General features: G+C 69.3%; 19 protein-coding genes. 6 read left to right on the top strand and 13 right to left on the bottom strand.

Annotated features, from left to right (window positions below; genetic code table 11):
- Window positions 1-581: 581 nt before the first annotated feature.
- The 8 genes from tyrS to argC form a co-directional block, all read right to left on the bottom strand.
- Window positions 582-1,886, bottom strand: a complete 1,305-nt coding sequence (gene tyrS, locus F8O04_RS14660) for a tyrosine--tRNA ligase (RefSeq protein ID WP_158030120.1) — start codon at window positions 1,884-1,886, stop codon at window positions 582-584.
- A 29-nt stretch (window positions 1,887-1,915) separates the two neighbouring features.
- Entirely contained in the window at window positions 1,916-3,355 is a 1,440-nt protein-coding gene (gene argH / locus F8O04_RS14655; RefSeq protein WP_188726516.1) for an argininosuccinate lyase, read from the bottom strand.
- Window positions 3,356-3,475: 120 nt separating this feature from the next.
- The gene (gene lipA / locus F8O04_RS14650; RefSeq protein ID WP_158030148.1) at window positions 3,476-4,597 is read right to left on the bottom strand and encodes a lipoyl synthase; all 1,122 of its coding nucleotides are present in this window, start codon (window positions 4,595-4,597) and stop codon (window positions 3,476-3,478) included.
- 32 nt (window positions 4,598-4,629) lie between these two features.
- Window positions 4,630-5,520, bottom strand: a complete 891-nt coding sequence (lipB, locus tag F8O04_RS14645; protein WP_158030118.1) for a lipoyl(octanoyl) transferase LipB — start codon at window positions 5,518-5,520, stop codon at window positions 4,630-4,632.
- Window positions 5,521-5,619: 99 nt separating this feature from the next.
- Window positions 5,620-6,567 (bottom strand): ornithine carbamoyltransferase, encoded by a 948-nt coding sequence (argF, locus tag F8O04_RS14640; RefSeq protein ID WP_158030117.1) that lies wholly within the window; start codon window positions 6,565-6,567, stop codon window positions 5,620-5,622.
- 61 nt (window positions 6,568-6,628) lie between these two features.
- Window positions 6,629-7,543, bottom strand: coding sequence for an acetylglutamate kinase (gene argB, locus F8O04_RS14635; protein WP_373285881.1), 915 nt, complete (start codon window positions 7,541-7,543; stop codon window positions 6,629-6,631).
- A gap of 18 nt (window positions 7,544-7,561) precedes the next feature.
- The gene (argJ, locus tag F8O04_RS14630; RefSeq protein WP_158030116.1) at window positions 7,562-8,719 is read right to left on the bottom strand and encodes a bifunctional glutamate N-acetyltransferase/amino-acid acetyltransferase ArgJ; all 1,158 of its coding nucleotides are present in this window, start codon (window positions 8,717-8,719) and stop codon (window positions 7,562-7,564) included.
- Window positions 8,716-9,771: an N-acetyl-gamma-glutamyl-phosphate reductase gene (gene argC, locus F8O04_RS14625; RefSeq protein WP_158030115.1), complete on the bottom strand. Its 1,056-nt coding sequence runs from the start codon at window positions 9,769-9,771 to the stop codon at window positions 8,716-8,718. The genes argJ and argC overlap by 4 nt, the downstream gene beginning before the upstream one ends.
- A 229-nt stretch (window positions 9,772-10,000) precedes the next feature.
- Here argC and F8O04_RS14620 point away from each other — a divergent pair, with 229 nt between their 5' ends.
- Complete coding sequence (locus F8O04_RS14620; RefSeq protein WP_225735116.1) at window positions 10,001-11,281, top strand: aminotransferase class V-fold PLP-dependent enzyme; 1,281 nt, start codon at window positions 10,001-10,003, stop codon at window positions 11,279-11,281.
- Window positions 11,281-11,775, top strand: a complete 495-nt coding sequence (gene sufU, locus F8O04_RS14615) for a Fe-S cluster assembly sulfur transfer protein SufU (RefSeq protein ID WP_158030145.1) — start codon at window positions 11,281-11,283, stop codon at window positions 11,773-11,775. Before F8O04_RS14620 ends, sufU begins: the two co-directional genes overlap by 1 nt.
- 57 nt (window positions 11,776-11,832) lie before the next feature.
- Here the strand turns inward: sufU and F8O04_RS14915 are convergent, their stop codons facing one another.
- From F8O04_RS14915 to pheS, 4 genes are all read right to left on the bottom strand, one after another.
- On the bottom strand, window positions 11,833-11,994 hold the full coding sequence (locus tag F8O04_RS14915; RefSeq protein ID WP_188726484.1) for a hypothetical protein: 162 nt from the start codon (window positions 11,992-11,994) through the stop codon (window positions 11,833-11,835).
- Between the two features lie 126 nt (window positions 11,995-12,120).
- On the bottom strand, window positions 12,121-12,561 hold the full coding sequence (locus F8O04_RS14610; RefSeq protein ID WP_158030114.1) for a hypothetical protein: 441 nt from the start codon (window positions 12,559-12,561) through the stop codon (window positions 12,121-12,123).
- Window positions 12,562-12,902: 341 nt separating this feature from the next.
- Window positions 12,903-15,476, bottom strand: a complete 2,574-nt coding sequence (gene pheT, locus F8O04_RS14605; RefSeq protein WP_158030113.1) for a phenylalanine--tRNA ligase subunit beta — start codon at window positions 15,474-15,476, stop codon at window positions 12,903-12,905.
- Window positions 15,476-16,528 (bottom strand): phenylalanine--tRNA ligase subunit alpha, encoded by a 1,053-nt coding sequence (gene pheS / locus F8O04_RS14600; RefSeq protein ID WP_158030112.1) that lies wholly within the window; start codon window positions 16,526-16,528, stop codon window positions 15,476-15,478. Before pheS ends, pheT begins: the two co-directional genes overlap by 1 nt.
- A 258-nt stretch (window positions 16,529-16,786) precedes the next feature.
- Here pheS and F8O04_RS14595 point away from each other — a divergent pair, with 258 nt between their 5' ends.
- The 4 genes from F8O04_RS14595 to F8O04_RS14580 all read left to right on the top strand — a co-directional run bounded on the left by F8O04_RS14595 (window position 16,787) and on the right by F8O04_RS14580 (window position 20,324).
- Window positions 16,787-17,536, top strand: a complete 750-nt coding sequence (locus F8O04_RS14595) for an amino acid ABC transporter ATP-binding protein (RefSeq protein ID WP_158030111.1) — start codon at window positions 16,787-16,789, stop codon at window positions 17,534-17,536.
- Between the two features lie 47 nt (window positions 17,537-17,583).
- The gene (locus F8O04_RS14590; RefSeq protein WP_158030110.1) at window positions 17,584-18,462 is read left to right on the top strand and encodes a glutamate ABC transporter substrate-binding protein; all 879 of its coding nucleotides are present in this window, start codon (window positions 17,584-17,586) and stop codon (window positions 18,460-18,462) included.
- A 78-nt stretch (window positions 18,463-18,540) separates the two neighbouring features.
- Window positions 18,541-19,194 carry an amino acid ABC transporter permease gene (locus F8O04_RS14585; RefSeq protein WP_158030109.1) on the top strand — a complete coding sequence of 218 codons (654 nt, stop codon included), beginning with the start codon at window positions 18,541-18,543 and terminating at the stop codon, window positions 19,192-19,194.
- Window positions 19,191-20,324, top strand: a complete 1,134-nt coding sequence (locus tag F8O04_RS14580) for an amino acid ABC transporter permease (protein WP_188726485.1) — start codon at window positions 19,191-19,193, stop codon at window positions 20,322-20,324. The genes F8O04_RS14585 and F8O04_RS14580 overlap by 4 nt, the downstream gene beginning before the upstream one ends.
- A 32-nt stretch (window positions 20,325-20,356) precedes the next feature.
- On the opposite strand, the gene F8O04_RS14575 is transcribed toward F8O04_RS14580, so the two are convergent.
- Window positions 20,357-21,202, bottom strand: a complete 846-nt coding sequence (locus F8O04_RS14575) for a TrmH family RNA methyltransferase (protein WP_158030108.1) — start codon at window positions 21,200-21,202, stop codon at window positions 20,357-20,359.
- Window positions 21,203-21,352 lie beyond the last annotated feature (150 nt).

The raw sequence follows: 21,352 nt of genomic DNA, 5'->3' as shown, positions 1-21,352 counted from the left end.
GGATCAAACTCTCCATAAAAAACAAAAACACTCACGCACCACGAAAACGCAGCACGCAAATGCAGAGAATGATCCAGACTAACAAACCATCATACTGACGATCCATCAATCCAAAAAAACCTGAAGCATCCAAAAAGGACACCACCAGGCCAAATAATTTGGCATTTGACAATGTGTGCACGCTGTTGAGTTCTCAAGGATCGGACGCACCGCACCACCAGCCTCACGGCCTTCAGTACGAGCAACCGCTACATCATACCGCGTTCACCTTGATGTTGCAAGGTGTTCACCATCGGCTGGCCCGTGGGGCCAGTGCCGTTGGTACCGCGGTGATGCGGCAACGAGGAGATGAGGCTGAGCCTCACTCGCCCTCGTTTTCGATGCTGCCCGGCTCGGCCGGCCTCGCTCTCGCGGCGACCGCCTCCGTGGCAACGAGTGGATACATTACGCAGAACGCGGTAGCCCCGCAATCCAGCTCAACACCCGGGCGTGTCGCTACGCGTCGGGGCCGCTGCATCCCCACGGATCAGGCGGCGAGGCGGTCGGAACACGCTGCCGTCACGGAACACGCTGCCGTCACGTCACGCGGTCAGGGTCAGGCCCGCAAGGCTCTTCTTGCCTCGGCGGACGATGACGTGCCCCCCGGGCAGTCGGTCCGCGTCGGAGAGGTGGGCCGACTCGTCGGCGATCTTGACGTTGTTGACCGAAACGCCGCCTTGGGCGATGAATCGCCTCGCCTCGCCGAGACTCGTCGCGAGCCCGGTGTCGACGAGCGCCTGGGCGACCGGCACCCCCAGACGCGCTTGCGCATTCGGGAGTTCGTCGACCGCGGCTCGAAGCGTTTCGGCGTCGAGCGCACCGAGGTCGCCCTGGCCGAACAGGGCCTCGCTCGCAGCGATGGCGGCCTCGGTCGCGGCGGTACCGTGCACGAGCTCGGTCACCGCCCGGGCGAGCGCGCGCTGGGCGGCTCGCCGGTAGGGCTCGTCGGCGACGAGCCGCTCGAGCTCGGCGATCTCGTCGCGCGTGAAGAAGGTGAAGACCTTCAACCGGGCGACGACGTCGGCATCGTCGGTGTTGAGCCAGAACTGGTAGAAGGCATACGGCGAGGTGAGCGACGCGTCGATCCAGATCGCGTTTCCCTCGGATTTGCCGAACTTCGTACCGTCGGAGTTCGTGATGAGCGGCGAACCGAGCGCGTGGACCTGCGCCCCTTCGACGCGCCGGATGAGGTCGACCCCGCCCGTGAGATTGCCCCACTGATCGCTCCCGCCCGTCTGCAGCACGCAGTCGTACTGGCGGTAGAGCTCCAGGTAGTCGAGCGCCTGCAGGACCTGGTAGCTGAACTCGGTGTACGAGATGCCGGCCTCGCTGTTCAGGCGCGCGGCCACGGCATCCTTCTTGAGCATCGCGCCGACGCGGAAGTGCTTGCCGATGTCGCGGAGGAAGTCGATGGCGCTGAGCGGAGCGGTCCAGTCGAGGTTGTTGACCATCCGGGCGGCGTTCTCGCCCTCGAACGACAGGTAGTTACCGATCTGATCGCGCAGCCGCGACGTCCACTCGGCGACGACGTCGCGGGAGTGCAGCTGCCGCTCGGCCGTCGGACGAGGGTCACCCACGAGGCCCGTCGAGCCGCCGACGAGGCCGAGGGGCTTGTGGCCCGCAAGTTGCAGTCGACGGAGCAGCAGCAGCTGCACGAGGTGGCCGAGATGCAGACTGGGCGCCGTCGGGTCGAACCCGCAGTAGTACGTGATCGGATCTCCCCCGAGCTTGGCACGGAGGTTGTCGGGATCGGTTGAGACGTGAATATAGCCGCGCCACTCGAGTTCGTCGAAAATGTTCTCGAACGTCGGGTCGTTGGCCTGCACGGCCGATGTAGCTTCAGTCACACGCTCAATCGTACTCAGGCACGGGAGCGTCACCGACCTGAATCGTCGGTCCCGTCTGGAGCCAGCTCGTCGAGCCGTTCCCGCAGCTCGTCGAGCTGCTCGGCCAGTCGCGCGGGCGACGTGCCGCCGCGACCGTCTCGCGTGGCGACCGAGCCGTCGACCGTGAGCACGCTGCGCACCTCGGGCGTGAGCAGAGGCGAGACGCCGGCGAAGTCATCGTCGCTCAGGCCGTTCAGATCGATGCCCTTCGACTCGGCGAGCCGAACGCAGGCACCCGAGAGCTCATGCGCGTCGCGGAACGGCACGCGTTGCTTCACAAGCCACTCGGCGACGTCAGTGGCAAGCGAGAATCCCTGCGGCGCAAGCTCACGCATCCGGTCGCCGTGGAATGTGGTCGTCGCGACCATGCCGGTGAACGCCGGCAGCAGCACCTCGAGCGTCTGGACCGAGTCGAAGACGGGCTCTTTGTCCTCCTGCAGGTCGCGGTTGTAGGCGAGCGGCAGCGCCTTGAGCGTTGCGAGCAGACCGGTGAGGTTGCCGATGAGACGTCCCGCTTTGCCTCGGGCGAGCTCGGCGATGTCGGGGTTCTTCTTCTGCGGCATGATGCTCGAGCCGGTCGACCACGCGTCATCGAGCGTGATGAAGCTGAACTCCTTCGTGTTCCACACGATGAATTCTTCGGCCAAGCGCGAGACGTCGATGCCGATCTGCGCTGCCACGAACGCGAACTCGGCCACGAGATCGCGGCTCGCCGTGCCATCGATCGAGTTCGCGACCGAGCTCGAGAAGCCGAGCTCGTGCGCCACGAGCGAGGCGTCGAGGCCAAGCGTCGAGCCCGCGAGCGCGCCGGAGCCGTACGGCGACTCGTCCAGGCGGCGGCCAAGATCCGACAGCCGGTCGAGGTCGCGGGCGAGCGGCCAGGCGTGCGCCAGCAGCTGGTGCGCGAGGGTCACCGGCTGCGCGTGCTGCAAATGGGTGCGGCCGGGCATGATGACGTCTTGGTTCGCCTCGGCCTGGTCGGCGATGACGCGCGCGAGCTCGGCGACCATGCCACCGAGCACGGCTGATTTGTCGCGCAGGTACATGCGGATGAACGTCGCGATCTGGTCGTTCCGGCTTCGGCCGGCGCGCAGCTTGCCGCCGAGCTCGGGACCGGCGATCTCGACGAGGCCGCGTTCGAGTGCCGAGTGCACATCCTCATCGGACTCGGCGGCGACGAACTCGCCGGAGACGACGCGGGTTTCGAGCGTGCCGATCGCATCCAGCATGCCGCTGAGCTCGTCATCGCTCAGGTACCCGGCCGCGTGCAGGGCGGTCGCGTGGGCGCGCGAGCCCGCCAAATCGTAGTGCGCGAGCTCCCAGTCGAAGTGCGTCGACTTCGACAGGCGGGCCAGCTCTGGCGACGGCCCGCCCGCGAACCGCCCGCCCCACAGGGCACCCGCCTCGCCGGCTCGTTCATTGCGGTCGATGGCGCTCACCCGTCTGCCTCGGGCGAGAGCGGGATGCCGCCGGTCGCGGCGGGAACCGTGCGTGCCGTCATGAGTGCTCCTTCGTGCGCATCGCTGCCGCTGAGGGCAACCCGCCCGAGTCTAGACGGCGGCGACCCGCTCCGTCGCCGCTCGCGCCGCCGCTGACGGCGTGAGCCGGACGGCCGAGCGTGCGGGCCGCTCGCGCCGGGCGGCGACGACCGCGCGGGCCTCCTGCCGCGAGGCGCCCTCGCGCTCGAGGTGAGCGAGGTGCTCGGGGAGGTCACGCCCGAGCGCGCGCATGGCAGACGCCCACAGGCGACCCGCCCGATACGACGAGCGCACGAGCGGGCCCGACAGCACGCCAAGGAAGCCGATCTCGCGCGCCGCCTCGTCGAACTCGACGAACCGCTCCGGCTCGACCCACCGATCGACGGGGTGGTGGCGCGGCGAGGGCCGCAGGTACTGGGTGATCGTGAGCAGGTCGCACCCGGCCTCGTGGAGAGCCCGCATGGCCTCGAGGATCTCATCGTCGGTCTCGCCCATGCCGAGGATCAGGTTCGACTTCGTCACGAGCCCGCGTCGCTTGCCGTAGCGGATGACGTCGAGCGACCGCTCGAACGTGAATGCGGGGCGGATGCGCTTGAAGATGCGCGGGACCGTCTCGACGTTGTGCGCGAAGACCTCGGGCGCTGACTCGACGATGCGCTCAAGGTGATCGTGGTCGCCCGAGAAATCGGGAATGAGGAGCTCGACGCCCGTTGCCGGATTCATCGCATGGATGGCTCGGACCGTTTCGGCGTAGAGCCACGACCCCTCGTCCTCGAGGTCGTCTCGGGCGACCCCGGTGGCGGTGGCATAGTTCAGCCCCATGCGCCGCACCGAGTCGGCGACGCGGCGGGGCTCCAGCACGTCGAGGCGCTCGGGCCTGCCCGTGTCGATCTGGCAGAAGTCGCATCGGCGCGTGCACTGGGCGCCGCCGATGAGGAACGTCGCCTCGCGATCCTCCCAACACTCCGACTGATTGGGGCATCCGGCCTCCTCGCAGACCGTGTGCAGGCGCTGCTCGGTCACGAGCTCCTTCAGCGCCGTGAACTCGGGACCCTGGCGGTGCGTCGTGCGGATCCAGTCGGGCTTCTTCTCGATCGGCACCGCGCTGTTGCGCTGCTCGACGCGAAGGAGGCGGCGGCCGTCGGGCTGTCGCGCATCGGGCTGTCTCGGCTGGCGGGCGTCGGGCTGTCGCACTTCAGGCTTTCGCGGCTGGCGCGGTGCTGCAGTCACGCGGCCGCCTCCTCTCGGGTGGCCGCGTCGGCCACCTCGGCCGCGCCGGCCACCTCTACCGCATCGGCAGCCCCGGCCGAGCCGGCCGTGGCGGTGGCGTATCGCCAGGCGACGCGACGCTCGATCGCCTCCGCGAGGACCGGGGCGACGGCGACGGGCGTCACCGCCTCGCCTCCCCTCCGCTCCTCGGTGATGCTCGTGACCCCCGCGTCGCTGATGCCGCAGGGAACGATGGTTCCGAAGGGACGCAGGTCATTGCTACAGTTCAGCGCCACGCCGTGCATCGTCACCCCGCGACGCACCGAGAGACCGATCGCGGCGATCTTGCGGGCCGGGCCCCGGGCATCCGAGGGGCACCACACGCCGGGGCGCCCTTTCACGGCGCTCGACTCGACGCCGCTGCCCGCGATCGCCTCGATGAGCGACGCCTCGAGGTCGCGCACGAGGCCGGCTGCGTCGAAGGGCGCGGCCAGCCGTCCGATCAGGTAGGCCACGAGCTGGCCGGGGCCGTGCCACGTGACACGGCCGCCGCGGTCGATCGGCACAACCTCGGTGCCGTCATAGGGGTATTCGTCCTCGTCGGCGCTGCGGCCGGCCGTGTAGACGGGCGTGTGCTCGAGGAGCAGTAGGGTCGGGCCGCGGTCGCCGGCGACCGACTCGCCCCTGAGTACCTCTTGCAGGGCGAGGCCGGCCCGGTAGTCGACGATGCCATCGGGCCGCAGCAGGTCGTCGACGGGCGGCAGCGGCGCGGCGTCCCGGCGCGAATACGTTCCGGGCGCAGCTGTCCCGGATGCTGCTGACGTGGATGCTGCTGACCTGGATGCTGCCGCTCCGGACGCGGCGAATGCCGTGCCGACTCGTCCGAGGGCATGGAGTTCGAACTGCATACTCCGACGGTAGCATTCTTGAATCGAGTCCAAAAAAGAAAGCCCCGTGCGTGAGGGGCGAGATCACCGGGCGAAGCCCTCAGCGGCCCGCCCTTCGTTTCACCTCTCGTGAGCGGCACTCGGCGCGTTCTTCGCCAGCAGCCACGCGAGCAGCGCCTTCTGCGCATGCACCCGGTTCTCGGCCTCGTCCCAGACCGCCGATGCCGGACCGTCGATCACCTCGGCCTGCACCTCGTACCCGCGGTAGGCGGGCAGGCAGTGCAAGAACATGGCATCGTCGGCGGCGAGCCCCATGAGCTCCGACGTCACCTGGAACGGAGCGAGCGCGTCGATGCGCTGCTGCTTCTCGCCCTCGACCCCCATCGACACCCACGTGTCCGTGACCATGACGTCCGCGCCCCTGGCCGCGGCGGCCGGGTCGTCCGTGACCGTGACCGACCCTCCCGTCTCGGCGGCGATGCGGGTCGCATCGGCAATGACCTCGGCGGCGGGCTGGAACGCGCCCGGCGCGCAGATCCGCACGTGCATCCCCGCCGTCGCGCAGGCCAGCAGATACGAGTTGCCCATGTTGCTGGCCCCGTCGCCAAAGAACGCGACGGCCTGCCCGGGCAGGTCGCCGCGGCGCTCGCGCACCGTCTGCAGGTCGGCGAGGAGCTGGCACGGGTGGAAGTCGTCGCTCAGCGCGTTGACGACGGGCACGGACGTGCCCGCCGCCATCTCCTCGAGCCCCGACTGGGCGTAGGTGCGCCACACGACCGCTTCGACCATGCGCTCGAGCACCCTCGCCGTGTCGCCGATCGACTCCTTGCCGCCGAGCTGGCTCGACTCGCTCGAGATGATGAGCGGGGAACCGCCGAGGTCGCTGATGCCGACGTGGAACGACACGCGCGTGCGCGTCGAGGTCTTGTCGAAGAACACCGCGACCGTCTTGCCGCCCTCGAGCGGGCGCTCGGCGAAACGGTCGGCCTTGAGCCGCGCCGCGAGGTCGAGCACCTCGAGCTGCTCGGCCGGAGAGAGGTCGTCGTCGCGGAGGAAGTGGCGGGTCACGTTCGGGCCTTTCAGTGAGACATGGGGAACTCGAGGGTATGGCAGCAGCAGGGCTGCGCCGTCACGCCCGCACTGCCGTGCCGAAGCCGGCGGCCGTGAAGACCTCGAGCAGGATGGCGTGCGGCTCGCGGCCGTCGATGATGGCGGCCTGCTCAACTCCGCCGTCGACGGCTTCGATGCAAGCCTGCACCTTCGGGATCATGCCCGACTCGAGCGTCGGCAACAGCTCGCGCAATTCGTCCGCCGTGATCTCCGACACGAGCGAGTCGGTGTCGGGCCAGTTCCGATAGAGGCCGGCGACGTCGGTCAGCATGATGAGCTTGGCGGCCCCGAGTGCCGCGGCGAGGGCCGCGGCCGCGCGATCAGCGTTGATGTTGAGCGCGTGCCGCGGCTCATCGATGTCGGAGGCGATCGTCGAGATGACGGGGATTCGCCCCGCCGCGACGTCGGCCGCCACGACGCGGGGGTCGACCGCGACGATGTCGCCGACGAGCCCGAGGTCGATCTCGTTGCCTTCGGCGTCGCGCGTCTTGCGGCGCGCCTGGAACAGGCCGGCGTCCTCCCCGCTCGTGCCGGTGGCGATCGGCGCGACCTCATTGATGGCGGCGACGAGCTCGCGAGCGACCTGACCGCCGAGCACCATGCGCACGACCTCCATGGCCTCCGGCGACGTGTACCGGTACCCGTCGCGGAACTCGCTCGGGATCTGCAGGGTCTGCAGCATGCGCGAGATGTGCGGGCCGCCGCCGTGCACGACGACGGGCCGCACGCCCGCGTAGCGCAGGAAGGCGATATCCGCCGCAAACGCGTCGAGCAGCTCCGCGTCGACCATCGCGTTGCCACCGAACTTCACCACGACGATCTGTCCGTTGAACCGCTGCATCCAGGGCAATGCCTCGATGAGCGTCTCGACCTTCGCCGTCGCCGCGCGGCGAGCGCTCGCGAGGTCCCGGCTGCGGTCGTCTGCATCGGCCACGGCATTCCCCTTCCGCTACTACGACGAGTACGCGCTGTTCTCGTGCACGTAGGCGTGCGTCAGATCGTTGGTGCGAATCGTCGCGCTGGCGTCGCCCGCGTGCAGATCGATGAGCACGGTCGTGGCGCGCGGCGTGAGATCGACCGACTCGGCCGGCTCGTGGGGCGTGCCCGCCTTGCAAACCATGACGCCGTTGATCGTCACGTCGAGGTCGTGCGGATCGAAGGCCGCGTTCGTGGTTCCGGCGGCCGCGAGGACGCGCCCCCAGTTGGGGTCATTGCCGAAGATGGCCGCCTTGAAGAGGTTGGAGCGGCTCACCGCGCGCGAAACCTCGAGTGCCTCGGCCTCGCTGGCCGCGCCCGTCGTCGTGATGTCGACGTCGTGGCTCGCGCCTTCCGCGTCGCGCTGCAGCTGACCGGCGAGGTCGTGGCACAAGTCGGTGAGCAGACGCGTGAACTCGCCCGGTTCAGGGGTGACGCCGGATGCTCCCGATGCGAGCAGCGCGACCGTGTCGTTCGTCGACATGCAGCCGTCGGAGTCGAGCCGGTCGAAGGTCGCGGCCGTCGCCGCCCGGAGCGCGCCATCGAGCGCGGGCGGCTCGACATCCGCGTCGGTCGTGATGACGACGAGCATCGTGGCGAGGCCGGGCGCCAGCATGCCCGCACCCTTCGCCATCGCGCCGATCGTGTAGCCGGCGCCCTCGCGAACCGCGGTCTTCGCGACCGTATCGGTCGTCATGATCGCTTCGGCCGCATCCTGACCGCCGCCACCGGAGAGCGCTCCAGCCGCGGCTCGCGTGCCCTCGAGCACCCGCTGTCGGAACGTCTCGTCGCCAGTGCCGATAAGGCCTGTCGAGCAGACGAGGACGTCGACGGCCGAAACGCCGAACAGCTCACCGGCGAGCTCGGCGGTCTCGTGCGTGGTCTGAAACCCGAAACTCCCCGTGTAGCAGTTCGCGCCCCCCGAATTGAGCACGATGGCGGAGGCCGTGCCGTCGGCGATGGCCCGCTCTGACCACAGCACCGGGTTGGCCTTGCAGCGATTCGAGGTGAACACGGCCGCCGCCGCTGCACTCGGGCCGTCGTTGACCACGACCGCGACGTCGCGCGCACCCGTCGACTTGAGCCCAGCCGGAACACCGGCGGCGCGGAACCCCTTCGGGGCGGTGACCGTCACGGGGCGACGCCGTCGATAGGCAGGCCACGGGTCTCATCGAGCCCGAGCGCAAGGTTGACCGACTGGATCGCCGCACCTGCAGTGCCCTTGCCGAGGTTGTCGATCGCGCTCACGGCGACGAGCCGTCGCGCGCGCTCATCGACGCCGATGCCGATCGCCGCCCTGTTCGAGCCCGTGACGTCGCCCGTGCGCGGCCACTCCCCCGCGGGAAGCAGGTCGACGAAGCGCTCGTCGCCGTAGACCCGTTCGTAGGCGGCGCGAAGGTCGTCGAGGGCTGCACCCGACGCGAGCTTCGCCGTCGTGGTCGCGAGAATGCCGCGGGCCATCGGCACGAGCACGGGCGTGAACGCGAGGGTGACGGGCCGACCGCCCGCGCGGCGCAGGTTCTGACGAATCTCGGGGTTGTGGCGGTGCCCGCCGTCGGTCCCGTACGGGTTGGCCGAGCCCATGAGCTCGGCGCCGAGCAGCGTCGTCGACGCCTTCTTGCCGGCGCCCGACGGCCCGACCGCCAGGACCGCGGTGAGGTCGGCCGCCTCGACGAGGCCCGCGTTGATCGCGGGCGCGAGGGCGAGCGTGACCGCCGTGACGTTGCAGCCGGGCACCGCGATTTCACGCGCTCCGCGGAGCAGTTCGCGCTGCCGCCCCCCGTCGGCGAGCACGAGCTCCGGGAGCCCGTAGGTCCACGTGCCGGCAAACTCGCTGCCGTAGTAGTCGGCCCAGTCGTCCGTCGATTCGAGGCGGTGATCGGCCCCGCAGTCGGCGAGCACGGTGTCGGCGCCGTCGGCGGCGAGCTCGGCCGAGAGCGCCCCCGAAGCGCCGTGCGGCAGGGCGAAGAACACGACGTCGTGTCCGCGCAGCTGCTCCGCCTCGGTCTTCGCGAACGTCATGCCGGAGTAACTGGCGAGGTGCGGGTGAACCGAGGTGACACGCTCCCCGGCGTTCGTGAAGGCCGTGGCCGTTCGCACGTCGAGCTCCGGATGCTGCGCGAGCAGGCGAAGCAACTCGCCACCCGCGTACCCGGATGCACCTGCGACTGCGACGGAGTACGACATGCCGACCATCCTAGAGGCGCGCATGAATCCGGACGGCCACAGCCACCGCGATCGCTCGCATCCCGCGCATGCCCTCAGCGAACGTGTGACGTCATCTCGGAGGCCGCGCGGCGAGGCGTCGTTAGGCTGGCGTGTCGATCGAAAAGGAGTCACCGTGACCCACGCTGCGCACCTCTCCGAGGGCGCGTCCCTCGGCACATCAAGCCGTTCTCCGCGCGCCGCGACGGCGCTGAGCGAGGCCGAGGTCGAGCGCGTCCGCGCCGATTTCCCCGTCCTGAACCAGCCGCTCGACGACCACCGCCTCATCTATCTCGACTCGGGAGCCACCGCCCAGCGGCCGACTGCCGTGCTCGACACCGAGCGGGCCTTCCTCGAGCGCGACAACGGTGCCGTCCACCGCGGCGCCCACACGCTCGCGGCCCGATCGACCGAGGCGTTCGAGCTCGCCCGCGAGACGGTCGCGTCGTTCGTCGGGGCCGACGCCGACGAGATCGCGTGGGCGCTCAACGCCACCGATGCGCTCGGCATGATCGCACTCGGCATCGACCGGGCGTCGCACGGCTTCGGCGGTGAGGCATCCGCCTCGGTCGCCCTGCGCGAGGGCGACGAGATCGTCTTCACCGAGGCCGAGCATCACGCGAACCTCGTGCCGTGGCAGCAGGTCGCGCAGTCGACCGGCGCCGTGGTGCGTGTCGTGCCCGTGGCCGACGACGGCACGTGGACGATCGACGACCTGCGCGCCGTCGTGACCGACCGCACCCGCGTCATCGCGTTCTCCCACATCTCGAACGTCACTGGGCTCATCGCCCCCGTCGACGACGTCGTCGCCATTGCCCGCTCGGTGGGTGCCATCACGGTGCTCGACGCCTGCCAGTCGGCGCCGCACCGCCCGCTCGACCTGCACGCGCTCGGCGTCGATGCGGTGGCGTTCTCGGCCCATAAGATGCTCGGCCCGAACGGGCTCGGCATCCTGTACGGACGGCGCGAGTTCCTGGCGGCCCTCCCTCCCGCTCGAACGGGCGGATCGATGATCACGACGGTCACGCTTGAGCGCAGCGAGTTCATGGATGCTCCCATGCGGTTCGAGGCGGGGACGCAGCCCGTTTCCCAGGCCGTCGCCCTCGCCGAGGCCGTTCGCTACCTCGAGGCCGTCGGCATGGACCGCGTCGAGGCCCACGAGCACGAGCTCGGCGAGCGGCTCGCAGCCGGTCTCTCCGCGATTCCCGGCGTGCGCGTCCTCGGGCCAGCGGCCGGCACCGTCCGTGCCGGGCTCGCCAGCTTCGCGGTCGACGGCGTGCACGCGCACGACGTCACCCAGTTCCTCGACGCGGAGGGCATCGCCGCGCGTGGCGGGCACCACTGTGCCCAGCCGCTGCACCGGCGGCTCGGCCTCACGGCAACGACGCGCGCGAGCACCTACCTGTACACGTCTCGCGCAGACGTCGACCGGTTGCTCGACGTGCTGGCGGGCGTGCGCGGCTACTTCGGGGTCGGCGGGGCCGCCTCGTGATGGCGCTGGACTCGCTCTACCAGCAAGTCATCCTCGACCACGCCAGGCGCCGCATCGGCGAGGGCCCGCTCGACCCGCACGACGCGGCGCACTTCGAACGCAACCCGAGCTGCGGCGATGAGCTGACCATGCGCATCCGGCTTGGGACCTCTTCGCAGGGCGAGGCCGCGGACACCACGGGCGACTCGAACGGTGCGGGCAGGATCATCGAGGCGATCGCCTGGGAGGGCGACGGGTGCAGCATCTCGATGGCCTCGGCCTCGGTGCTCTGCGACCTCTCCCTCGGTGCCACGACCGCCGAGACCCGCGAGCGCGTCGACGCCTTCCGCGAGATGCTGCGCACGCGCGGGGGCGCCGAGCCCTCGGACGAGGTCGAGGAGCTTCTCGAAGACGCCGTCGCGTTCCGGGGGGTGGCGAAATTCGTCATGCGCGTGAAGTGCGCCATGCTCTCCTGGGTGGCGCTCGAGGCGGCGCTGCGCGAGGCCGGGTCGTAGGGCACAGGGCACAGGGCACAGGGCACAGGGCTAGCCGAGCGGAGCGACCATTCTTCGCTAGTCCCGTTGCTCTGCGTCGCCGGCTAGCGCCTCGTACTTCTCGACCCAGAGGCGCACGACTTTGTCGACGAGCCGCTCGATGCGCAGCGTCCGCGGCGTCGGCTCCCAATCGGGGGGCAGGAACTCGAGACCATTCGCGAATGCTGAGTGAAGGCGCATGTATCGATCATGCGTCAGTACCTCATCCCGAGAAAGATCGGCCAGAAGAGGTCGATCGTGTGCCGCGAGAAGCTCGACTATAAACGCGGCACCGTCTGGGTCAAGATCGTCAATGATGGACATTCGTCACCTGTAGCCCCTGCTGTTCGTCGCCCACGCAGTCACCAATCGCCCTTGAGGGTTGAGGACCACAACTGCGTCCTTTCCCGTAATTCTCCACGTGTCGGTGGCGGGGACGTACACGGTCTCGATCGGGTTGCTGACCGCGTCTTCGATGGCCGCATCACTGACTCCGACGCCGCCGTCACGACCCTCGATCTGCTCCTGCCCGTGCTTGCTCACGCTCGTGACTTCATCGGGCGCCTCGGTGCTGCCGGTGCTGTCCGGGCCCTGGTTCGCCTCGTCCCAGACGATCCACGGACCGGATATCTGTTCGGTCAGGATCCACTGGACGATCCGGCCGAGCTCGTACCCGAGCCCGATCAGGAAGAGGATGACCGCCGCGATGCCCAGTGCGAGTATCGCGACAGGGATCACAGGGACGGCGATCGCTGCAGCAGGAGCCATACGTGCGTCGCTGGCCTCATCTTCGACGCCGGGATCGCCGTCTGCCGCGCTCGCCAAATCGCGGCCAGACCACTCACACACACCGTAGTTCACGAAGAGTTCTCACCATCGTCCGCCGCCGTTGCCGCCCGGCGCCGGCGCGGCTGCCCGCTCCCGGAGACCGCCAACATCCCTCGCCCTGAACCACTGGCTTCTCGCTCCTTGCGCTCCACGATAGGAGCACCCCGAGCGTGACCGCCCCTCCATCAAGCTCAAGGAACGAGAGTTGCGGGGCCTCGAAGGATGGACAGAAGGAGCCCTCGGGACAGGCGCGGACGGGGGGCGACAGCGGCCGCCCGCCCCTACGCCCGGATGCGGGCGCCGTACCGTTCGGCCGCGAGTGCCGCGCCCGCCTCCTTCGACTCGGTCGCCTCGGCGGCCGTGAGCGTGCGGTCCGGAGCGCGGAATCGCAACGCGAACAGGAGGGACTTCTCGCCCTCATCGAGCCCGGCTCCGCGATAGTCGTCGACGAGGTCGATGTGCTCGAGCAGCGAACCGGCGCCCTCGGCGATCGTGCGCTCGACGTCCCCGGCCGGCACGTCGGCCGGCAGCACGAGCGACAGGTCCTGCGTCGCCACCGGGAACCCGACGATCGCGCCCGTCTCGACCTCGCGTCGACCCGACTCGATGATGACGTCGAGGTCGAGGTCGAGCGCGGCCACGACGCGCGGCAGGTCGAACGAGGCCGTCACGTCTGGATGCAGCTCGCCGGCGTAACCGACCGACCGTTCCTCGCCCGTGGCCGCGTCAACCGCGAACACCTCGGCGCAGCGGCCCGGGTGGAACGCCTGGTGGCTCCCCTGCCGCACGCGCAACTCGGCTGCCGTCGCAAGCCCGATGCGTTGCACGGCCTCGAGCGCGTCCTGCCATGCGTAGGGGGTGGCGGCGAGGCCCGGCTGCTTCGGCGCACGGTTGCCGGCGAACACGGCGCCCACCCACCGCGGCTGCCGCGGCAGTCCGTCGGCGATCGCCTGCAGCTCGGCGGGGGTCGGGGGCGTGCTCGTGCCGGGCACCGTTTCGGTCCCGTACGCGCGACCCTCATCGGGCAGGAACACGGTGCCGATCTCGAAGACCGCGAGATCGGTCGTGCCACGGGCCCAGTTGCGGTGCGCGACCTGCAGCAAACCGGGCAGCATGCTCGTGCGCAACCAGGCGTTCTGTGGGTCGAGGGCGTTGGCGAGCTTGATCGCCGGCACGGCGCCGGGTGTGGCGCGGCCGAGCCGATCGCGATCGGCCTCGTTCGTGAACGGGTAGCTCAGGGTCTCGACGGCGCCCCAGGCCGCCAGCACGTCGGCCGTCTGGCGACGCAGCCGCTGCACGCGCGTGAGTCCGCGACCGGGCGGGGCGACGGGCAACACCGAAGGGATGCGGTCGAAGCCGCCGAGGCGCCCGACCTCCTCGATGAGCGATACCTCGTTCTCGAGGTCGGGCCGCCAGCTCGGCGGACGCACACCGAAGAGCCCGTCGGCTTCATCCCAGACCTCGCAACCGACGGCGCGCAGCGACGTCACGATCTCGTCGGTTGTGTAGTGCACGCCCATGACGGCCTCCGGCTGGGATGCACGGAGGGTCAGAGGCTCGGGGTCGAGGGCACGGGCATGCACCGACCCCTGCGGCTCCACCTTCCCGCCCGCGAGCAGCACCATCAGCTCGGCGACGCGCGCGGCCGCGGCGACCGCGACGCGCGGGTCGACGCCTCGCTCGAAGCGGCGCGACGCCTCGCTCGGCAGTTTGTGCCGGCGAGCCGTGCGCGCGATCGAGATCGGCGAGAAGTTCGCCGCCTCGATGAGCACGTTGCGGGTCGAGTCGCCGAGTTCGGTCTCCATGCCGCCCATCACGCCCGCGAGGCCGATGGGGCCGCGGTCGTCGGTGATCAGCAGGTCCTCGTCGCTGAGCGTGCGCTCCTTGCCGTCGAGCGTGCGCAGCTTCTCGCCGGCCTCGGCTCGGCGCACGGTGATGCCACCGCGCAATTGATCGAGGTCGTAGCCGTGGATGGGCTGACCGAGCTCGATCATGACGTAGTTCGTGATGTCGACCAGCACACCGAGCGATCGGATGCCGGCGAGGGCCAGGCGGGCGACCATCCACGGCGGCGTCGGGCGGGAGGCGTCGACGCCCGTCACGACCGTGCCGACGAACACCGGGCACGGGTCCTGGTTGCGCACGGCACGGGCATCCGTCACCGTGACGGGCACGCGAACGGACGCCGCATCGGGCGCGAGCGCGCCTGCCGCGATGTCCTCGAGCTCGGGGCGGAGGGCAGGATCGTGGAATGTCGCGCCCGTCGCGTGCGAGTACTCACGCCCGATGCCCCGCACCGACATGGCGTAGCCGCGGTCGGGAGTGACGTTGACCTCGACGCTGCGCTCGTCGAGCCCCAGCAGCTCGATGGCGTCGGTGCCGACGAGCGGGTCGAGGCCGAGGCGCGAGAGCACGAGGATGCCCGTGTGATCGTCACCGAGCCCGAGCTCACGGGCCGACGCGATCATGCCGTCGGACACGTGGCCGTAGGTCTTGCGTGCGGCGATCGCGAACGCTCCGGGCAGCACCGCACCCGGAAGGGTCACGACGACCTTGTCGCCGGCCTCGAAGTTGTGCGCACCGCAGACGACGCCGCGCACGTCGGCGCCACCGTCGGCCGCCTGCTCCCCGGCGGGGGCGACGCGCACCTGGCACCAGTTGATGGTCTTGCCGTTGCTCTGCGGCTCGGCAACGCGCTCGAGCACCTGGCCGACGACGACGGGACCGGAGATCTCGAACGCGTGCGTGTCTTCGTCCTCGAGCCCGACGCGCACGAGTGCGTCGAGCACGTCTTGCGGCGCCACGTCGTCGGCGAGGTCGACGACCTCGCCGAGCCAACCGATGGGAACTCGCATCAGATCACCATTCCGAACTGCTCGCTGAAGCGAACGTCACCCTCGACCATGTCGCGCATGTCCTGCAGGTCGTTGCGGAACATGAGGGTGCGCTCGATGCCCATGCCGAAGGCGAAGCCCTGATACTCGGCGGGGTCGACGCCGGCCGCCCGGAGCACGTTGGGGTGGACCATGCCGCAACCGCCCCATTCGATCCACCGCGGGCCGCCTTTGGCGCCCGGGTGCCAGATGTCCATCTCCGCGCTCGGCTCGGTGAAGGGGAAGTAGTTGTTGCGTAGGCGGATGCGCGCCTCGGGGCCGAACATGGCGCGCGCGAAGTGCTCGAGGGTGCCCCGCAGGTGCGCCATGGTGAGCCCGCGGTCGATGGCGAGTCCCTCGACCTGCAGGAACACGGGCGTGTGCGTCGCGTCGAGCTCGTCGGTGCGGAACGTGCGGCCCGGGCAGACGACGTAGAGCGGGGCGCCGCGCTCGATGAGCGAGCGCACCTGCACGGGGGACGTGTGCGTGCGCAGCACGAGATGACGATCGACCGGCTCGACGAAGAACGTGTCCTGCATTGCGCGCGCGGGGTGGTCGGCGTCGAAGTTGAGCGCGTCGAAGTTGTACCACTCGTTCTCGAGCTCGGGCCCGTCGGCCACCTCCCAGCCCATGCCGACGAAGATGTCGTTCACGCGGTCGATGAGCGCCGGCAGCGGGTGGCGAGCACCGCGAGGGTCGCGCTCGAACCCGGCCGTGACATCGACCGTCTCGGCCTCCAGCTGGGCCCGCGCCTCGGTCTCGGCGAGCTCGACTTCGCGAGCCGCATACGCCTTGTTGAGCTGACCCCGAGCGCCGCCGACGAGCTTGCCCACGTCCTTCTTCTGGTCGGACGGCACGTTGCGCAGCTGTGCGTTCAGTGCTGCGAGCGGAGAGCCGTCGGCGAGGTGTGCGGCGCGCACGGTCTTCAACGCCGCGACATCGGCCGCCTCAGCGATGGCAGCAAGGCCCGCGTCGAGCGCGGCCCCGACGACCTCGGGAGTGATGGGGCTGAAGCCCTGGGCAGTTTCGGACACGGGGCGCAATTCTAGCCGTGCGGGAAGTCGCGGCCGAACGCGCCCGCGGTCGTGACCCGGAGCATCCCACCCGTGACCCGAAGCATCCCGCCACAACCGGATGCTGCGCTCTAGCCGATCGAGCGGGCTGCGTCAATTGTCTGGAGTCGCCAGAGCCGCGGGCAATTCGTTGCCTCTTCATGTCGCGCAGGTGACAACTGGGTCTCGAATCGTGCCGCCGACCTCCGAATTGGCTGCGCATATGGTCGAATGCTCGCCATGGGAAGCCAGCGCGAGCCGCTCGTCGTCATCGAGAATGTTGAAAAGCACTACGGCGACTTTCATGCACTGAAGCACATCAATCTCACCGTCGGACGAGGTGAGGTCGTCGTGGTGATCGGGCCCTCCGGGTCGGGCAAATCGACGCTCTGCCGCGCGATCAACCGGCTCGAGACGATCACCTCCGGGGTGATCTCGATCGACGGCAAGGTATTGCCGAGCGAGGGCCGCGAGCTCGCGGCGCTCCGGGCCGACGTGGGCATGGTGTTCCAGTCGTTCAATCTCTTCGCGCACAAGACCATCCTCGAGAACGTGACCCTCGGCCCCATCAAGGTGCGCAAGCTCTCCAAGGCGAAGGCCGAGGAAGAGGCGAAAGCGCTTCTCGACCGAGTGGGTGTCGGCCACCAGGCCGCCAAGTACCCGGCGCAGCTCTCCGGCGGCCAGCAACAGCGCGTCGCCATCGCGCGGGCGCTTGCCATGAGGCCGAAGGTCATGCTCTTCGATGAGCCCACCTCGGCGCTCGACCCCGAGATGATCAATGAGGTGCTCGACGTCATGGTGGGACTCGCGAAAGACGGGATGACCATGATCGTCGTGACGCATGAGATGGGCTTCGCCCGAAAGGCCGCCGATCGGGTCGTCTTCATGTCCGACGGAGAGATCCTCGAGGATGCGTCGCCCGAGGAGTTCTTCACAACCCCGAAGACGGACCGGGCAAAGGACTTCCTCTCGAAGCTCATCACCTCGTAGCCGCAAGGTTTCTCGACAGCCACATCCACATGGGAAAAGGAGAAGACATGCGCAAGCGCAAGATCACCGCATTGATGGGGGCCGGGTTCGCCGCCCTCCTCGTGCTTACCGGCTGTGCCGAAGGCGCACCGGGCGCCCATGAGCCGCTCGAGTTCGAGGTGGCGAGCGACGTCGCACTCGAAGGGTCGCCCACGTACGACGCGGCCAGTCAGAGTGGCACCATCCGTGTCGGCGTCAAGGAGGACCAGCCCGGCCTCGGCTACCTGGACGCCACGACGGGCGAGCGCAGCGGGTTCGACGTCGACATCGCGCGCTGGATCGCGGCGTCGCTCGGGTTCAGCGAGGACCAGATCGAGTTCCAGGCCATCCCCTCGGCGAACCGCGAGCAGGCACTCGTCAACGGCGACATCGACTACTACGTCGGCACCTACTCGATCACCGACGAGCGCAAGACGCAGATCGACTTCGCGGGTCCGTACTACGTGACCGGCCAGGGCCTGCTCGTCCGCGCCGACTCCGACATCGCGAGCGAGGCCGACCTGGGCGCCGACACGAACGTGTGCTCGGCGACCGGATCGACCCCGATCCAGAACATCCGCGACAACTACCCCGAGGTTCCCGTCACGGAGTTCGACACGTATTCGCAGTGCGTCGAGGCGCTCACGAACAACCAGGTCGACGTCGTCACGACCGACGAGGCGATCCTGCTCGGCTACGCGGCCGAGCAGCCTGAAGACCTCAAGGTCGTCGGGGAGCCCTTTACGGAGGAGAACTACGGCATCGGCCTGCCGCTGGGCGACGACGCCCTGCGCACGTTCATCAACGACACGCTCGAGAACGGCGGCGAGACCTGGCAGGAGATCTACGACCACAACCTCGGCGCCACCGGCGTCGCAGGCGAGCAGCCGCAGGTCGACCGGTACTAGCGGTGTGCGGGCGGAGGGGGAACACGGCGCCCCTCCGCCCGCTCCTTCCGCCCACCCATCACGGAAAGGACGGCGAGCGTGTTCGACGCCATCACGAACAACCTCGACCTCTGGGGGCAGGCCATCGCCGGCACCCTCATCCTCTTCTTCGGCGGAGCCCTCATCGCGCTCGTCCTCGGCTTCATCGTCGGCGCCATGCGCGTCTCGCCGATTCCGATCGCGCGCGCCGTGGCCACGGCCTACGTGGAGCTCGTGCGCAACACGCCTCTGACGCTCGTCTTCTTCATCTTCGCGTTTGCGGTGCCGGTCATTCTTCCCCTCGGGCAGACCGACTACCTCATGCTCGGCATCTGCGCCCTCGGGCTCTACACGGCCACGTACGTCGCTGAGGTGCTGCGCTCCGGCATCAACACCGTGCCGGTGGGACAGGCCGAGGCCGCCCGTGCGATCGGCCTGCCGTTCGAGCAGGTCATGACGCTCATCGTCCTGCCGCAGGCGGCCAGGTCCGTCGTGCCCCCGATGATGAGCGTGCTCATCGCGCTGCTGAAGAACACGACGATCGCGGCGGGCTTCTCGGTGATGAACCTGGGCTCGATCCGCGCCTACATGTCCGAGCGGGGTGAGAACGCCATGGTGGTGCTCATCTGGGTCGCCGTCGTCTTCGTTGCGCTCGTCATGCTGCTCTCGTGGGCGCAGAACGCCCTCGAACGACACTGGAAGGTCGCACGATGAGCTCGTCCGTTCTCTACGACGTCCCGGGCCCCACCGCGAGGGCGCGCAACGCCGTCTTCAGCGTCGTCACGATCATCGTGGTCATCGCGCTACTCGGCTTCGTCGTCTACCGGCTGGCGGTGACGGGCCAGTTCGATGCGCAGAAGTGGTCGGCGTTCGCCTATGCCACTATCTGGACGCAGATCCTGCGGGCGCTGTGGGCGACGCTCAGCGCGTTCCTGGTCGCCGGCTTCGGGGCGGTCCTGCTCGGGTTTCTCCTCGCCGTGGCGCGGCTCAGCGACCACGCCTGGATTCGCTGGCCGGCCACGTGGATCGTCGAGGTCCTCCGGGCGGTGCCCGTGCTCATCATGATGATGCTGCTGTACTACGGCTTGCCGTATCTGGGAGTGCGGATGGAGCCGTTCTTCGCGGTCGTCATCGGACTCATCGCGTACAACGGCTCGGTGCTCGCCGAGGTGTTCCGCAGCGGCGTGCAGGCGCTCCCGCGGGGCCAGCGCGAGGCCGGCTATGCGATCGGCCTGCGCAAGTCGGGCGTGCTCATGTCTGTCCTGATGCCGCAGGCCGTGCGGGCGATGCTGCCCGTCATCATCGCGCAGCTCGTCGTGACGCTGAAGGACACGGCGCTCGGCTTCATCATCACGTACAACGAACTGTTGTACTTCGCGCGCCTGCTCGGCACGCAGAACGAGCTCGGCCGTCCCATCATCCCCGTAACGATCGTCGTGGGCGCCATCTACATCCTCGTTTGCGTGCTGCTGTCGTGGCTCGCAGTTGTGGTGCAGCGGCGTGTGTCGACATCGTCGCGGATCGCGGGCGGCGCGACGGCAGCGCAGGCGAACGTCGACGGCGCAACGACCACCGAGCTCATCGGCACGCAGCAGGCAGACGTGCCCGGCGGAGATCGCGCCGGCGTCGGCGCGACTGCCGGTGTTGGCGGCAGTGTTGCCAGCCGTGGAGGCGGTGACGCCGGCGGTGGCGGTGGCAGTGGCGGTGGCAGTGGCAGTGGCAGCGGCGGGATCAGCGGCGACGGTGATGCCGGCAAGCCGGATGCCGGCGATCCGGATGCCACCGGCAACTCCGATCGTGGTGGTCGCGGCGGCGGCCCGGCCGGCGGAACGGCGAACACGTAACCGGAGTCGCCGCGTTGTAGCGGGATGCCGTGCTACTCCCCCGCGCGCTGCGCGAAGGCAGAGGCGTACAGCACGACCGACGCGGCCGTCGAGAGATTCATCGACTCAGCGAGCCCGTAGATCGGCACGCGCACGGAGCGGTCGGCGAGCGCGACATTGTCGTCGCTCAGGCCGCGTGCCTCGTTGCCGAAGACCCACGCGGTCGGACGGGCGAGTTCGTCCTGAGAGAGCTCGGTGATCGCATCCCCCTTCACGTCGGCCGCGATCACCTGCATACCAGCCTCACGCACTCGCGCGAGCACGGCATCCAACTCGATGTCGACGGCGATGGGCAGGTGGAAGAGCGAGCCGGTCGTGGCGCGCACGACCTTGGGGTTGTAGAGGTCGACGGTGCGCCCAGTGAGGATGACGGCGTCGGCACCGGCCGCGTCGGCGGCGCGGATGATCGTGCCGGCGTTCCCCGGGTCGCGCACCTCCTCGAGGATCGCTACGAGCTTTGGCCCGGGCTCGCCATCACGGTCGTCGCCGCCCTCGGCCTGCGACGACTGGCCGAAGAGGGTTCGGATCGAGGCCGGGAACTGGCGGCACACCGCGATGACGCCCTGGGGGGTGCGCGTGTCCGCCATCGCATCGATCGCCTCTTCCGTCGCGAACTGCAGCTCGAGCTCGTGCCGGAATGCGAGGTCGCCGAGGTCGGTGTGCCGCTCGAGCGCCGTCGGCGTCACGAAGAGGTCGGTGACCAGTTCCGGCCGGCACTCGAGCGCCTCTCGGACGGCTTGCGGGCCTTCGAGCAGAAAGAGTCCGCTCGAGGTGCGCTCGGCCTTCTGCTGCAATCGGCGTACTTCGCGCACGCGCGCGTTGCGGGGGCTCTCGATCATGGCGTGCCTTTCGGGTCGACTCGGTGGGTGGCATACCCGCGTTCGTCGCGGAGAAACGACGTCGGGGCGGTCGGAAGCAGCGGGCTTCCGACCGCCCCGACGACGGTGTTGCACCGCGCGCTCACGAGTGAGCGCGGCGGCGCGAGGGCA

The sequence above is a fragment of the Pseudoclavibacter endophyticus genome (assembly GCF_008831085.1).
Classification (GTDB): Bacteria; Actinomycetota; Actinomycetes; order Actinomycetales; family Microbacteriaceae; genus Pseudoclavibacter; species Pseudoclavibacter endophyticus.
The sequence above is the reverse complement of the archived record's forward strand: the minus strand, read 5'-3'. Positions and strand labels throughout refer to the sequence as shown.

Bases quoted from the DNA above. Each gene is read 5' to 3' on its own strand.
- argC (WP_158030115.1), bottom strand. From the start codon at position 9,771: ATGTCGTACTCCGTCGCAGTCGCAGGTGCATCCGGGTACGCGGGTGGC.
- pheT (WP_158030113.1), bottom strand. From the start codon at position 15,476: ATGCGAGTTCCCATCGGTTGGCTCGGCGAGGTCGTCGACCTCGCCGAC.
- F8O04_RS14610 (WP_158030114.1), bottom strand. From the start codon at position 12,561: ATGGCTCCTGCTGCAGCGATCGCCGTCCCTGTGATCCCTGTCGCGATA.
- F8O04_RS14915 (WP_188726484.1), bottom strand. From the start codon at position 11,994: ATGCGCCTTCACTCAGCATTCGCGAATGGTCTCGAGTTCCTGCCCCCC.
- F8O04_RS14595 (WP_158030111.1), top strand. From the start codon at position 16,787: ATGGGAAGCCAGCGCGAGCCGCTCGTCGTCATCGAGAATGTTGAAAAG.
- F8O04_RS14590 (WP_158030110.1), top strand. From the start codon at position 17,584: ATGCGCAAGCGCAAGATCACCGCATTGATGGGGGCCGGGTTCGCCGCC.
- F8O04_RS14580 (WP_188726485.1), top strand. From the start codon at position 19,191: ATGAGCTCGTCCGTTCTCTACGACGTCCCGGGCCCCACCGCGAGGGCG.
- F8O04_RS14575 (WP_158030108.1), bottom strand. From the start codon at position 21,202: ATGATCGAGAGCCCCCGCAACGCGCGCGTGCGCGAAGTACGCCGATTG.
- sufU (WP_158030145.1), top strand. From the start codon at position 11,281: ATGGCGCTGGACTCGCTCTACCAGCAAGTCATCCTCGACCACGCCAGG.
- lipB (WP_158030118.1), bottom strand. From the start codon at position 5,520: ATGCAGTTCGAACTCCATGCCCTCGGACGAGTCGGCACGGCATTCGCC.